The sequence below is a fragment of the Olivibacter sp. 47 genome (assembly GCF_030372825.1).
In the GTDB taxonomy this organism is placed as follows: Bacteria; Bacteroidota; Bacteroidia; order Sphingobacteriales; family Sphingobacteriaceae; genus Olivibacter; species Olivibacter oleidegradans.
The window spans coordinates 3,870,285-3,883,863 of sequence record NZ_JAUCNR010000001.1; the positions used below are offsets into that span (position 1 = coordinate 3,870,285).

Annotated in this window: 15 protein-coding genes and 1 pseudogene; 2 read left to right on the top strand and 14 right to left on the bottom strand. The window is 42.0% G+C overall.

Going from position 1 to position 13,579, the window contains the following annotated elements:
- Positions 1-223 (top strand): hypothetical protein (locus QT327_RS17015; protein ID WP_289551572.1); only part of this gene is annotated, 223 nt, incomplete at its 5' end.
- A gap of 17 nt (positions 224-240) precedes the next feature.
- Positions 241-837 (top strand): alpha-ketoglutarate-dependent dioxygenase AlkB family protein, encoded by a 597-nt coding sequence (locus QT327_RS17020; protein WP_289553532.1) that lies wholly within the window; start codon positions 241-243, stop codon positions 835-837.
- Between the two features lie 37 nt (positions 838-874).
- Here the strand turns inward: QT327_RS17020 and QT327_RS17025 are convergent, their stop codons facing one another.
- From QT327_RS17025 to QT327_RS17090, 14 genes and pseudogenes are all read right to left on the bottom strand, one after another.
- Complete coding sequence (locus QT327_RS17025) at positions 875-1,369, bottom strand: DUF6691 family protein (RefSeq protein WP_130855477.1); 495 nt, start codon at positions 1,367-1,369, stop codon at positions 875-877.
- An 11-nt stretch (positions 1,370-1,380) separates the two neighbouring features.
- Positions 1,381-1,944, bottom strand: a complete 564-nt coding sequence (locus tag QT327_RS17030) for a YeeE/YedE family protein (protein WP_149105783.1) — start codon at positions 1,942-1,944, stop codon at positions 1,381-1,383.
- Between the two features lie 43 nt (positions 1,945-1,987).
- Positions 1,988-3,391, bottom strand: a complete 1,404-nt coding sequence (locus QT327_RS17035) for an MBL fold metallo-hydrolase (RefSeq protein WP_289553534.1) — start codon at positions 3,389-3,391, stop codon at positions 1,988-1,990.
- Positions 3,392-3,477: 86 nt separating this feature from the next.
- The gene (locus tag QT327_RS17040; RefSeq protein WP_289553535.1) at positions 3,478-4,278 is read right to left on the bottom strand and encodes a sulfite exporter TauE/SafE family protein; all 801 of its coding nucleotides are present in this window, start codon (positions 4,276-4,278) and stop codon (positions 3,478-3,480) included.
- 60 nt (positions 4,279-4,338) lie between these two features.
- On the bottom strand, positions 4,339-4,962 hold the full coding sequence (locus QT327_RS17045; protein ID WP_289553537.1) for a Crp/Fnr family transcriptional regulator: 624 nt from the start codon (positions 4,960-4,962) through the stop codon (positions 4,339-4,341).
- 52 nt (positions 4,963-5,014) lie between these two features.
- Complete coding sequence (locus QT327_RS17050; protein ID WP_130855472.1) at positions 5,015-5,446, bottom strand: Hsp20/alpha crystallin family protein; 432 nt, start codon at positions 5,444-5,446, stop codon at positions 5,015-5,017.
- Between the two features lie 82 nt (positions 5,447-5,528).
- On the bottom strand, positions 5,529-6,365 hold the full coding sequence (locus QT327_RS17055) for a universal stress protein (protein ID WP_130855471.1): 837 nt from the start codon (positions 6,363-6,365) through the stop codon (positions 5,529-5,531).
- Complete coding sequence (locus tag QT327_RS17060; protein WP_130855470.1) at positions 6,362-7,300, bottom strand: 1-phosphofructokinase family hexose kinase; 939 nt, start codon at positions 7,298-7,300, stop codon at positions 6,362-6,364. Before QT327_RS17060 ends, QT327_RS17055 begins: the two co-directional genes overlap by 4 nt.
- A 113-nt stretch (positions 7,301-7,413) precedes the next feature.
- A complete protein-coding gene (locus QT327_RS17065; protein WP_130855469.1) occupies positions 7,414-8,091 on the bottom strand; it encodes a BON domain-containing protein in 678 nt (225 codons plus the stop codon).
- A gap of 48 nt (positions 8,092-8,139) precedes the next feature.
- On the bottom strand, positions 8,140-8,985 hold the full coding sequence (locus QT327_RS17070) for a universal stress protein (RefSeq protein WP_130855468.1): 846 nt from the start codon (positions 8,983-8,985) through the stop codon (positions 8,140-8,142).
- 11 nt (positions 8,986-8,996) lie between these two features.
- The gene (locus QT327_RS17075; protein ID WP_130855467.1) at positions 8,997-9,557 is read right to left on the bottom strand and encodes an HdeD family acid-resistance protein; all 561 of its coding nucleotides are present in this window, start codon (positions 9,555-9,557) and stop codon (positions 8,997-8,999) included.
- Positions 9,558-9,580: 23 nt separating this feature from the next.
- The gene (locus tag QT327_RS17080) at positions 9,581-10,027 is read right to left on the bottom strand and encodes a tellurite resistance TerB family protein (protein WP_130855466.1); all 447 of its coding nucleotides are present in this window, start codon (positions 10,025-10,027) and stop codon (positions 9,581-9,583) included.
- A gap of 46 nt (positions 10,028-10,073) precedes the next feature.
- A pseudogene (ppsA, locus tag QT327_RS17085) lies at positions 10,074-12,398 on the bottom strand (phosphoenolpyruvate synthase); the annotation flags it as partial.
- Positions 12,399-12,632: 234 nt separating this feature from the next.
- Complete coding sequence (locus tag QT327_RS17090) at positions 12,633-13,463, bottom strand: universal stress protein (RefSeq protein WP_130855464.1); 831 nt, start codon at positions 13,461-13,463, stop codon at positions 12,633-12,635.
- Positions 13,464-13,579: the final 116 nt, after the last annotated feature.

The window sequence follows — 13,579 nt, forward strand, 5'->3', positions numbered from 1 at the left end:
GCAGCGCGAGGGACAGGTTACCCACGTGGTGGCCAAAAGGCTTTACAATCTCTCCGGGCTGCTCACGCTGCTCGGCCCGAAGGAAAGAAAACAGGCTGAGCTGCGAACGCTCTCGCCCGCCGATGAAAAAGACGGCCATGTCTTCCCCGCCAAAAACAAAAGGACGCAGGTACGGGTTGATGCTCAACTGGAGCTGTTTCCGAAAGGACGTAATTTCAGGTAAATTTTAATTGATTGGAGATGCAGGGGAAACTGTTTGATGATAACCGGCAACTGGTACTGCCACGGGAACTGATGGATTATACGCCCGGCTTTATGGAACGGCCGGAAGCGGACACACTGCTTACTTTTTTATTGCACAATGTACCCTGGCAGCAGACCAAGGTTAAGATGTACGATAAGGAGGTGGTAACGCCCAGATTGACGGCATGGTACGGAGACCGCCCGCTGCGGGCAGATGACCGGCGCGAACCGATACCCTGGCTGCCGGAACTGCAGGTGGTAAGGCAGCGCATGGAGGCATTTACCGGCATGGCCTTTCAGGGCGTGCTGCTGAACCTCTACCGTGATGGAAATGATTCGGTGGCCTGGCATGCCGACAAGGATACGGTGCCCGGCCGCAAAACCGAAATAGCCTCCCTGAGCCTGGGAGCCGAACGGAACTTTGATTTCCGCAGGAAGGACGACCATGCAAATCGCTACTCCATCAAGCTGCAACACGGCTCCCTTCTGCTCATGAAAGGCGATCTGCAACTTCACTGGGAACATAGGATAGCAAAATCGAACGCGATCATGGGGCCGAGGATCAATCTGACGTTCCGAAAGGTAATCTTATAGGGATAAACTGTAGTAGCTTATTATTTAAGCCTTTACCTTAATGTGGCAGTCTATCCCTTAATAAGCCGTAAACCCACGTTCCGAATATAGCACTCAAAAGGCTTATTCCAATCACAAGAGCTCCGGTTCCTATTTGCGCAAACAATGGACCTGGGCAGGCTCCGGTGATTGCCCAACCAAATCCAAAGAGCAACCCGCCATACAACTGCCCACGATTGAATTTTTTTGCTTGAAATTCGATCGGCTCGCCACCCATTGTTTTGATATTAAACCTTTTAATTATGCCTATAGATATTATACCAACAACTACGGCACTTGCAATAATGCCGTACATGTGAAAGGATTGCAAACGGAACATTTCCTGTATACGAAACCAACTGATCGCTTCGGATTTCACGAATATAATCCCAAAAAAAATGCCCACTAACAGATATTTAAAATTTGGATACCAACGACGCCTTGAGTCGTTTTCAGTGACGTCCCTCCTATTTTGCTCTTCGTTATTATTTCTTTCAATTATCTTTAAATGCATGTTTATATTTATTAAAGTGTTAGGATAAGGGGGAGTATAAAATTAGCCATAATAAAACCGCCTGCCATAAAACTGATGGTTGCTACCAATGATGGCCATTGTAGATTAGATAGCCCCATAATAGCGTGTCCGCTGGTACATCCTCCTGCATAGCGGCTACCAAAACCTACGAGGAATCCGCCAAATATGAGGATAATGAAACCTCGCAGGGTGAAGAGACTTGACCAACTCATAAGATCATGAGGTATTAAGCTGCTGTAATCCGTAATGCCATAATCTGTGAGTTCTGATACCAACCGAGGATCTAACTTAATCGGATCGGCATCGGAAAGCTGGTTTTTAGCGATGAAGCCGCCCATAAGAATACCAACGACAAAAAACAAGTTCCACGACTCTCTTCTCCAGTTATATTTGAAGAAAGGGATATTGGCAGGTACGCATGCCGCGCAAATGTGCCGCAGTGAAGAGCTGATACCAAAGGATTTATTTCCGATAATTAACAGTATCGGAACCGTTAAGCCAATGAGTGGCCCGGCAATGTACCAGGGCCAAGGTTGTTTAATAAGTTCTAACATGTTTTATAAATTATAGTTAATTTGCGCTCTTGTACACTCCCAGCTACAAAACTGATTTTGTTATAACAGGCTCTTTGTTTTCCAACCATTCCTTCATCCCTCCTGTATAGTACTTTACATTATTGAATCCGTTTTTTATTAAAATTGAGTGAGCTATGGTAGCACGATCGCCAGACTGGCAATAAACGACTAAATGTTTATCTTTATCGATTTTGTTCAGATTGCTTGTCAAGGTGCCAACGAAAATATTATGGGAACCTTCTATATGTGCCTCACGGTATTCTGAAGCATTCCGCACATCTACTAACTGCACATCATTCCTGTTTAGGTAACTTTTGAATTCGGGCAGCGAGAGCACATCTGCTTTTTGCAGCTCAACACCCACATCACATATATCTGATATATAACCTAGTATGTTATCGAGGCCGATACGCATTAATTTTCGCGTCAAATCGCTCATTTGCTCGTCATCCGCTATCAGCATGAATTGTTCTTCATAGCTCAGCAGCCAACCCATCCACGTTGAAAATGAATTATTCGCCTGTATATTAATGCTTTGCAAAAGAAATCCCTTAGCAAAGAGGCGTTTATCCCTAGTATCAATAATTTGGATTCCTTGATCATAAGCGGCTTTGAACTGTTCTTTTGTTAATTTCGGATGCGGAGGAATAGCTGCCAACAACGGTCGCCTTTCCTTATTGAGACGCTTCATCATGGCAAAGTATCGTGGTGCCTCAGGTTGACCGGCCAATAAATAGTCCGCAAACTTTTCCTCATTTCCATATAATTGAAATGCCCAGTTCCTGATTTTTTCATAACCGACGGTGGAACTCGGTACCGACCCGAGCAACTTACCGCAAGCGGAACCGGCCCCATGTCCTGACCAGACCTGAACATAATCGGGAAGATCTGCAAATTTCCGAAGCGATTGGTATAACTGTTGAACACCCCGCTCCGTTGTACCGGAAAATCCGGCCGCCTTTTCTAAAAGATCAGGTCTACCAACATCGCCGACAAATATGAAATCGCCTGTGAAGATCATTACAGGTTGGTCACTTGCGGCATGATCTGTAAGTAGAAAGCTGATGCTTTCGGGTGTGTGCCCGGGTGTGTGTATCACGTCTAACGTAAGTTTACCGATACTAATTTTATCACCATCTTTTAGACCGGTGTGCGGAAACTCGTACTGCCAAGCGGCTCCTCCCTCATCAGACAGGTAAAGTTCTGCCCCTGTCACCGCAGCCAATTCGCGTGATCCGCAAAGAAAATCTGCGTGAATATGGGTTTCCGCAATGTGGGTTATCGTCAGGTTATTTTCCTCAGCAAGCGCTAAATAGGTATCGATGTCCCTCTTGGCGTCAAGCACAATAGCCTTCCCAATTGTTTGGCAGCCTATCAGATAGCTGCTCTGTGATAAACTCTTATCATAAATGTGTTGAAAAAACATGATATGTAATGTTTAATGATCTATTAAAGTTGTAAACTAATTTTTTACCGTACAGTTACTTTGGTTACACGACGCAAGTCAGTGCGCTACTTGAACAACAATTCTCTTAAAAGGATATAAATACCCATAATCAAAACAAACCAGCCAAAGGCAAACCGTAGTCTTCTTCCTTCAATTTTTTTTGCCAACTTACTACCAACAAAAATGCCTAGAAAAGCCATCAAGGTGACCGATAGGAGGAAGCACCAATTGATGGCAATAAATGTTACTGAGAATAGAAATCCTGTTAAGGAGTTGATAGCAACGATTAACAGCGATGTCCCTATAGCTGTCTTTATAGGCGTTTTAAGGAAACCTATAAGTGCCGGAACTATAAGGAAACCACCTCCTGCTCCAACCAATCCTGTAACAAGTCCTACGAGCGCACCCAAGGATAGGATACGTAAATTACTGAATGGCTTTTGCCTGTTTACTTTTGGTTGGTCAGCTTCTTCCGATTTTGCGATCATGTTATAGGAGGCTATTACCATTAACACGGCAAAGATGGAAAGGAGAAGGGTGCTTCTCGTGACGGCTAAATTGCCAATTTCAAATACAGATTCCGGTATCGCCGGTACAATGACCCGTCTGCTAAAGAAAACTGCCAAGACGGAAGGTATACCGAAAATTAATGCAGTTTTAATATCCACCATATTTCCCCTAAAATAGGGAAATGTACCTGCGGCACTGCTTAAGCCAACGATAAACAACGAATAGGTCGTAGCGGTTATAACGTCAATATGAAACAGATAAACTAATACCGGTACGGTAAGGATACTACCGCCGCTTCCGATCAATCCCAGCGAGATACCTATTAAAATTGACGCAAAATAACCGATGAGGTCCATTTCTGTTTTATTAGATGGATCAAAGGTCCGTCAATTCAAAGATCTGTACAGCTACTTTTGTTACACAAGAACGATTTTATTTCTACCGAGCTTTACCGTACCATCGTCTTCGAGCTGTTTTAAAAGTCTGGAAACAACCACACGTGCGGTACCAAGTTCGTTCGCCAATTGCTCGTGCGTAATGCTCAGCATATTGTTTCCCGAAAGTTCTTTTTTTTTCCGTAATAGCGTTAGCAATCGTTCGTCAACTTTCTTAAACGCAATTGCGTTCACCATATCCAGTAATTCTTCAAAACGTTTGTGATAGAGGCGAAAAATGTAATCGAGCCACTGTGGGTATTCTCTAATGAACAATGAGACCTTTTCCATGGGCAGGAAGCGAATTTCGGCGTCTTCCTCCACTTCGGCCCTAACCTTACTCGTTTCGTTGTGAAGTCCTCCTAAAAATGACATGATGCAACTTTCGCCGGCCTTGATGTAATATAGTAAAATCTCTCGTCCGTCTTCTTCTGTACGGATAACCTTTAATGTACCCTTTGTAACAATAGGGATTGAACGGATGTACGCATGTTCGCTTAAAATAACATGTCCTGCATTATAGGTCTTCTGTATGCTATTTGCATACAACATCTCTCTTAATTGCGGCGAAGACCTAAATTCTTCAATTTGATCCAGAACGTCCATATCGCAAATTTACATTTTAGGGGCATATAATTGCCCCCAAAATTGATTCCGCTTAAGAAACTTGCACCGTTTTTTTATTAGACGGGGATTTCGCTGTTTTTTTTAGTTCAATTTGTAAAATACCGTCCTGATACTTTGCTTTAATAGCATCTTCTGTCACATTTTCAGGCAAACTAAATACGCGCGTAAATTCTTCCTGATGAAATTCATGCCGCGTGTAATTTTCCTTCTCTTCTTTCTTTTCTGACTTATGTTCGGCACTAATGCTGATCATACCGTCTTCAATGGCAATCTTGAAATCATCTTTTTTATACCCGGGCGCAGCTAATGTTAATTCATAATAGTCCTTCGTATCGCGGATATTAACCGGCGGTAGAGAAGTTTTGCTAAAGATCGGTTTGCTAAAGAAGCCATCGGTGTTCCAGAAATCTTCCATCATTGACCTAAATGATGGGAAGTCAGTAGCTTTAACTAAGTTTGACATAATATTGAATTTAGAAATAATAACTAAGTTCCTTAAATAAATAATTCTTAATGATTTAGGTTATTTGACATAATGAGATTGATCAGGTAAGCGGTTTCGGAAAAACCAGCATTGGCCATTTGGCCAACGAAGAAAATGAAACAGTGTCACTACCGAGAAACAATTTCTCAAAGAAGGTGCGCTGCTGATCTGTAAACATAACAAGTATAGAGGGGTTAAATTTGGCTAACTGTACAGCTAAATGCTTTACGAGAGGCTCCTCAAAATTGTACTTCTCTTGAAAAAATTGGACAGTATTGGGGGGCAGCTTAGAAATAATTTCTGTTGCAGAGGCTACTTTGTTATTGAGCTGATCTGAGGGAAGCGAAAAGTGAAGGATGTCTACTTTTAGCTTAAGGGTTTCCATACAAACCAACACCATGTTTAACTCGCTTTCGAAATTCGTTAAGTCGGAAGCATATAATACGTTTCGGAGTTTTCTTCTTCTATAATCAGGAGGTACAATGATGATAGGAACATGTGATTGTTTTATTAATATATTAGCCACACTTCCAAACAGTTTTCGATGCCATCCGGCCGCGCTTCGACCTATACAAATAAATGTAAATTGATGGAGCTGCGCATACTGGAGAATGTGCTGCGCAACGAACAGCGATTCTTGAACGTGATAATAAAGCTGTAGCTGCTGAAGATCTATGCTTCCGGCAACTTTGCGAATAAACCTTATCAATTTTATACGTTCATTTTGCAGTTCAGTGTTTTGAAATCCTTTATAAGATAGGTCATTCCAAGTAGGTCTCTCGTTGTGATAGGTATAAAAAAATGTTAATTCATATTGATAGTGCTCGGCAAGTTGCAAAGCAAAGCGTATTCCTCCTTTAGAATTAGATGATAAATCCGTTGTAACCAAGATTTTCATAATTTCAGCTCCTTTGTTTTAACTAATTTATATAGCTTATAAACATCCCTCTTATGAAAGAGCTGTGTACCGCTATTTAACGTTGCCGCCGTACCACAAGCCACGCCAAATCTGGCTACCTCCGAAAAACTCTTCTTTTGCTGAAGCATCCATACCATTCCGGCCACCATACTATCTCCGGCTCCCACTGTACTCACTCGCTGCACGGGTGGTGCTTCGATTTCTTCGTATACACCATCCGCCAATAAGATAGCACCACGTTTACCCAGAGAAACCACCAACATCTTACACTGTCCTTTACCAATAATATCCTGACCGATGGCTTTAACCTCTTCTTCGTCAACACTTTCCTTATTTACCAAACTGGCAAGTTCGGACAAATTTGGCTTGAGCAAATAAGTTCCGGCTTCTAACGCAAGCTTTAAGGATTTGCCTGATGCATCAATCACCAATAAGGCATTGCTCTTTCTGGCAACTTCTGCAAGACGTAAATAGAAGTCGTCCGGCACGCCCTTAGGTGAGCTTCCACTTACTACCATAATGTCTGCCAGTGGGCTTAGCATAACAATTGCTGAAAAACAACGGTCGAATTCGGTGGAGCTGAGTTCATGTCCGGGCATCACGAATCGGTACTCGAAATTAGAGGCAGTTTCAACGACCGTTAGGTTCTCGCGTGTATTGCTGGCCACTTTAATGGCTGTATGTGGTATATCTTTATCGGCTAAAATCTCTTCGAAATATCGACCGTTCTCTCCGCCGGAAGGAAAAATAGCATAACTTAAACCTCCCAGTTCTTTGATGGCTTTACTAACGTTAATTCCTCCGCCTCCTACTTCAAGGCTCTCCTGAACGCAACGCATCTTTTTTTCCGGTGTCATCTTCTCGACAGAAACACCCCGATCAATTGCCGGATTCATTGTTATTGTAATAATCACCGTTTTAAAATTTTATAGTCGACTAATCCTGCAACTATAGTTAATAACTATATAAACAAACAGCAGTGAAATGAATCACAGTATATGCCTCATAGGCTTTCAATCAAATGTCATTAATCATCATAGCGTGGATAATCGGCTAATTTAACCGTCAGCTCATTCTCCACTTTGGAGATACCGGGTGCGGCCCATGCAGCATCTACTGCATCTCCCATTTCAGCCAATGAACGTACGGTGCCTCGCAAGATCGCCCGATCTTTATCGATTTCGATTTGAATATTACGTGCATCAATATTTGCATGTCGCTGAAAAGCCGCCGCAATTTGTTGTTCAACATCCTTAGCTGTAGCTCTTGGTTTGATGTTGATTAAATTGATAACCGATCGGACACCCTTTAAGTTCTCCATCGCCTTTTTTGCTTCATTGCGTTGATACTCCCATTCTACCTGTCCTTCTAGTTTGACCACTCCTTCCTCTACTTTAATTTGAATGTGCTGATCAGCAAGGCTGGCTTGTGATTTAATGGCCTCCACCGCCGCTTGAGCTATTTCTGTATCCGTATGCATTGTTCCGGCAAAAAACACGACCTCAATATCCTCAGCTAAGGCTGTTACCCCCTGAACTCTGCGGGCTGCCCGTTCCGCAGCCATTTTTTTTGAATAGGTACTTACCGTGCCTGACAAGGTAACAACCCCACCTTTCACAGTTACACCAATTTCTGACGCATCGAGTATGGGTTCCCATTTTAACTCATCGATTACATCTTGTTGAATTTCTACATCACTTTTCATAGTAAACAGATTAATAGCGACCTGCTATACAAGTGGCTTTGTTAAAAATTATTGTTTTGTTTCAGTCGGTTTTATTAAAAGAACAGGAATGGTAGTATACAGAGCCATTTCTTTTGATACACTTCTATGTAGGAAGCTTTCACCCAGAGCATGTTGTTTTTTAATCAACAAGATCAGTTGTACCTCCTGTTCTCTTGCGAATTTTAGAATTCCTTGTCTTTCAGATTTATTATCCACATAGAAATACGTTGCCTTGAGATTATCCAGTAACGCGTGTAGAGCATACTGCTGTGTTATCATATGCGGATCATAATACTCTTCTTCTCGATAATCAACATTCACAACGAGCAATTCGGCTCCCAATTTGTTTGTGAGTCCTTTAATTATATTAACCGGTATGGTTGCGGTAACTTCCTTAAAATCGCAAGCTAATGCCATTCGCTTTATGGGTTTAAACGAAATCGAAGCAGGGATTACTAAAAGGGGAGTATCGCATGTAGCACAAAGTCTGGCGGTATTACTACCTAATAAAAGTCTGCTTAACCTTGATTTACCGGTCCGTCCCACCACGATCAGATCAATGGCTTCCCGGGCCTGGATCCGATTGATCCCTTCGATTAAGTTCCAGTGATCAATTTCGCAAACAATCTCAATAGATGGATCAATAGCCAGTAAACATAATTTGATTTCCGCTAATTTATGTGCAGCCTCATCTACAGTGGATTCATTAATGGCTTCAGGTAGTTGCGCGATATCGAAATAGCCATGCAATGCATCCAAACTATGATAAAGAATTATCCTGGAAGCTTCTACCCGTGAAGCAAAAGCGGTAGCGTATTTAGCTGCATTCAGCGCCGACTCGGAAAAGTCGATCGCTACAAGAAAAGTTCTCATAAAGCCAATTTTTAACGTTCGGCAATTATGTTTCGGGCTTTTGCAAAAAGATAAATACGAAAAACACCCGCCAATATAAAGCCAACACCTGTTAATGCCATCAAATCCGTCATTTCTATCGAATTGTTCCTCAACAGTAGTTGCAACACGAAACCAATTGATATAATTGCTACCATCACGAGCCACCAGTTAACGGGTTTCCTTCTCCATATGCTAACTGTATTCTGAATGATTATAATCAGTTTAACCAATAACATACCGCCCATAAAAGGTGGTAAAAGAACCATCAATAGCCAGGGATTAAAGAACACATAACCGGCAATTGCAATGTCCAGAACACCGCCCAATACGAACGAAGGCCAGTCGGGAATCATCTTACGACTGAACAGTGAAAAAGATATCTCAAAAACGCCGGCTGTTAAAGCCAGGATGATAAAAACGATAGAAATATATCTATAGGAGATTATCGGACTCAAAAAGACCCATACGCCAAGCCCGATAAGTACTAAGCCGGCTGCCAGTAATAGCCAGGCGTAATATCGTTTATTTGTTAATGTTGTACGGATTGACATGATCTTAAGGATTAGCGTATTTCTTAAGAGACTTTTCCATTAGAAGGTTTTTTATTGCTCTTATATGATTCTTTCAATACATCTTGAAGCAAGTATAGGTAACCCAGTTCAATTTTATTCCGATGACCGTAGGCCGAGACTATTTTATTGGCAGAACTGAAAATTGCTTCAGCTAACTTTTGATCAATGAACGATGGGTGATCGTCTACAAAACTACTAAACCGTTTGAAGGCGGATGAAGCTGTTGGCCTGCTATCGAATAGCCAATCAAACACCGCCTGAATCTGATAAGCGGCATCATAACCGTACTCGTCCAAAGAGGGTTCAAAATCGAGCCACGCTTCCTGTACCAGGCCTTTAACGGCCTCTACCTCCTTATCCGTTATATCGCGGTCACAGTAGGTAAGGCTATAAAAGAGAAAGGCCAGGTTCTCATAAAATTTTGTCCAAAGTTGAGGTGTGCGTATCATGTTTTCTATTGTTTAGTATAAAGTTATTTATAGGAAAGAAATCTTACTATGATCGAAAACAGGTCTGGTCATGATAGGAATCATCCTCATTTTGCCCATACCATTTTGCTTCCGCTTTCGCTATGTATTCGATTCCTTGCAACAAGGCGTCTGCTGTGAAAGAGATACTGTTGATGCCCTTTCGGACTAAAAAATCTGAAAATTCAGGATAGTCACTCGGTGCCTGACCGCAAAGCCCCACCTTATGGTTATGGGCTCGCGCAGTTTTAATCAATTGCTCTAGCAGGCTTAGCACTGCCATGTCCTTTTCGTTAAATAGATTACTTACATCTGCGGAATCGCGATCAACACCCAAAGTTAGCTGCGTTAAATCATTAGAACCGATCGAAAAGCCATCGAATACGGAAGCGAATCCTTCGGCCAAAATGATATTAGAAGGAATCTCAGCCATCACATAAATTTCGAGTTGCTTTTCGCCCTGCACAAGTCCATAACCTCTCATTATCTCTAGCACTTTTTTACCTTCATCTACCGTCCGGCAAAATGGGATCATCACTTTTACGTTATCGAGCCCCATTTCTACTCGTACGCGTTTTACGGCTTGACATTCAAGGCCAAACGCCTCCTTATATTTTGGATGATAATAGCGGGAAGCTCCACGAAAGCCAAGCATCGGGTTCTCTTCCTTTGGCTCAAATTCTTCTCCACCGATCAATTTAGCATACTCGTTACTTTTAAAATCACTCATTCTTACAATAACATCTTTCGGATAAAAAGCAGCTGCAACCATGGCAATGGCCCCTGAAAGTTTATTAATAAAATATTTTCGCTTGTCGGGAAAGTGCTTTGTTAGCGAATCGATTTTATGTTTCACGTTCTTATCTGCAAGTTCATCATATTTTATTAGTGCCATTGGATGGATTTGGATGCTGTTATTGATGATAAATTCCATCCGTAAGAGACCAACCCCTTCGTTGGGATATCGGCTAAGGTCAAGCGCTCTGTCTGGATCGGCCAGTATCAACATGGGAGCCGTTCGAGTTTTAGTTAAGTGTTCCAAGCTGGTTTCCTTAACTTCCCAACGGAGACGACCGTCGTAAATATATCCGCTATCACCTTGCGCACAGTCTACCGTTATCAATTGTCCATCCTTTAGTATTTCAGTTGCATTGTGCGTTCCCACTACGGCTGTAATACCTAATTCCCTTGCCACAATGGAAGCATGACTGGTTCGACCTCCTTTATTCGTAACAATGCTAATCGCTTTTTTTAAGAGCACATTCCAGTCCGGGTTAGTTATATCTGACACGATGATATCGCCTTGCTTAACTTTGTCTGCATCCGCCAACGAATGTACCAAACAAACACGGCCGCTGACAATCGCCTTCCCTACTGCCCTTCCCGAACAAAGAGGAACCGCTCTGTCCTGTAACTTATAGGTAGTAAGCGTCACTTCTTTCTTACGCCCGTGAACGGTTTCGGGGCGTGCCTGTACGATAAACAGCTCATTGGTTTCGCCCTCTTTAGCCCATTCAATATCCATAGGCATGCCATAGTGCTGCTCAATCAGATAACACCAATAGGCAAGTTTCATGGCTTCGTCTTCATCTAAAACAAATCGCTCTCTTAAATCTATTGGTGTTTTGACATTTACCGTTGATTTGCTCATTGATACTTCTTCTCGCAATATCAAGGTATTCTCTTTCCTGCCCAACTTGGTTTGAATGAGACTATATTGTTGGCGGATGACAGCCGGTTTAAAAAGATAAAACTCATCTGGGCTTACAGCTCCTTGTACTACATTTTCACCTAAACCCCAGGATCCGGTTAGGTAAATGATATTTTCGTGCCCCGTTTCTGGATCTACGGTAAAAGCAACCCCCGCGGCTCCACGATCGCTTCTTACCATTATTTGGACACCAATACTTAACAAAACCTGCATATGGTCGAAACCATGATCCAAGCGATATTTAATAGCACGATCATTAAACAAAGAGATATAGCAACGATGACAGGCTATTAAAAGTTCCTGCTCTCCCTTCACATTCAAAAAAGAATCGTGTTGACCTGCAAAACTGGCTTCCGGAAGATCTTCTGAAGTTGCACTGCTTCTCACAACAACTGTTACAGGATCTTTAGTCCCCTTAGCGAGTTCCCGATATGAAGCCAGTACCATTTGTTTCCAATCATCTGGTAATACCGCATGTTTTATCAAATTCCGACACTCCTTCCCTATCTTTTCCAGGTTCGTAAGCTCTTTCGAATCAAGACTTTTCAATACCATTTTCAGCTTTTCCTCCAGCTGATTGAATTTCAGAAAATACCGATAGGCGTTAGCAACAATCGCAAAACCCGCAGGAACTTGCACGCCGAGATTTTGTAATTAATTAATCACTTCTCCTAACGACGCGTTTTTACCACCTACTAAGGCTACATCACTTGCACGGAGTTTAAAAAATGGAATAATATATTGATTGGTTTCCATGGTTATTTAATTAGTTTTCCGATAATTTTCTTCGCATTACCCGATGATAGTTTGCTAAAAACTGATGATCGATTCATTTTTGATGATGATCATGGCTCTTTCAAAAGATATCCCTCGCTATTATTTTCGAATTATTAAAACAGGCAATTCAGCGGATGCGGCCAACTCTTTTGAGACACTTGAGCTGGTAATACGCTCTAGCAAGGAGTGCTGTTTGGCTACCACAACAATCATCTGCGCATCAAACTGATCGGCATAATCCAAAAGTCCTTTGCTAACGTCATTCCCTTCTATATATTGAATGGATGGATCTAACTCTTCAAACAAATCATAAAATGTATGTTGTTCGTATGCTTCGCGATCATCCAAAGGTACTTTCGCATTTTTCCCCACGTTAACGACCATCAGTTGTGCCTGAAAGCTCTTTATCAGTTGAATTAGTTTGGCGATCGGTACAGTGTCTGCCACGTTTTTCAGATCGCAGCCCATTACAATCTTCCTAATCGCTTTAAATTTTGCTTGCGGTGGAACCACCAGTATGGGCGAATGGGTCGTTTTCATGAGCTTCTTCGTACTGCTTCCTACCAGCAATTTCTTCAATACATCTCTTTCAGAACCGATTATTATAAGTTTGGCCTCGCATGTTTCAACAAGATTTGCAAGCCCTGTTTCTAAAGGTCGGGAATCGGCTTTCGTTAAAATCAAGGTATTTTCGGGTGCTAGTGGCAATAGGCTTTCTCGTAACTCACTCAAAAACACCTCCATACATTCTTGCATTTTTTCTTGAGATAACATCATGCTTTCCGGATTTTCCCTCGAAATTGGTAATAATTTATAAGCATGATAGAGAACCAAGTAACGCGCCTTAAGTTGCTTACACAACTGGGCGGCATATTGCGCAGCATTTGTCGCCGGTTGTGAAAAATCCGTTGCAGCTAATATTGTTTCCATAATCTAATTATTTTAGTTAAATTTAGTTACCGCCCATCGGAAGGACGATAATCGAAAACAGTTCTTCATATGATGTTGATCATTAATTAGCCTCCGAGTATTGTGCATTTTGTCTG

Coding starts and splice junctions, on each gene's coding strand:
- QT327_RS17020 (WP_289553532.1), top strand. CDS start 241: ATGCAGGGGAAACTGTTTGATGATAACCGGCAACTGGTACTGCCACGG.
- QT327_RS17025 (WP_130855477.1), bottom strand. CDS start 1,369: ATGCATTTAAAGATAATTGAAAGAAATAATAACGAAGAGCAAAATAGG.
- QT327_RS17030 (WP_149105783.1), bottom strand. CDS start 1,944: ATGTTAGAACTTATTAAACAACCTTGGCCCTGGTACATTGCCGGGCCA.
- QT327_RS17035 (WP_289553534.1), bottom strand. CDS start 3,391: ATGTTTTTTCAACACATTTATGATAAGAGTTTATCACAGAGCAGCTAT.
- QT327_RS17040 (WP_289553535.1), bottom strand. CDS start 4,278: ATGGACCTCATCGGTTATTTTGCGTCAATTTTAATAGGTATCTCGCTG.
- QT327_RS17045 (WP_289553537.1), bottom strand. CDS start 4,962: ATGGACGTTCTGGATCAAATTGAAGAATTTAGGTCTTCGCCGCAATTA.
- QT327_RS17050 (WP_130855472.1), bottom strand. CDS start 5,446: ATGTCAAACTTAGTTAAAGCTACTGACTTCCCATCATTTAGGTCAATG.
- QT327_RS17055 (WP_130855471.1), bottom strand. CDS start 6,365: ATGAAAATCTTGGTTACAACGGATTTATCATCTAATTCTAAAGGAGGA.
- QT327_RS17065 (WP_130855469.1), bottom strand. CDS start 8,091: ATGAAAAGTGATGTAGAAATTCAACAAGATGTAATCGATGAGTTAAAA.
- QT327_RS17070 (WP_130855468.1), bottom strand. CDS start 8,985: ATGAGAACTTTTCTTGTAGCGATCGACTTTTCCGAGTCGGCGCTGAAT.
- QT327_RS17075 (WP_130855467.1), bottom strand. CDS start 9,557: ATGTCAATCCGTACAACATTAACAAATAAACGATATTACGCCTGGCTA.
- QT327_RS17080 (WP_130855466.1), bottom strand. CDS start 10,027: ATGATACGCACACCTCAACTTTGGACAAAATTTTATGAGAACCTGGCC.
- QT327_RS17090 (WP_130855464.1), bottom strand. CDS start 13,463: ATGGAAACAATATTAGCTGCAACGGATTTTTCACAACCGGCGACAAAT.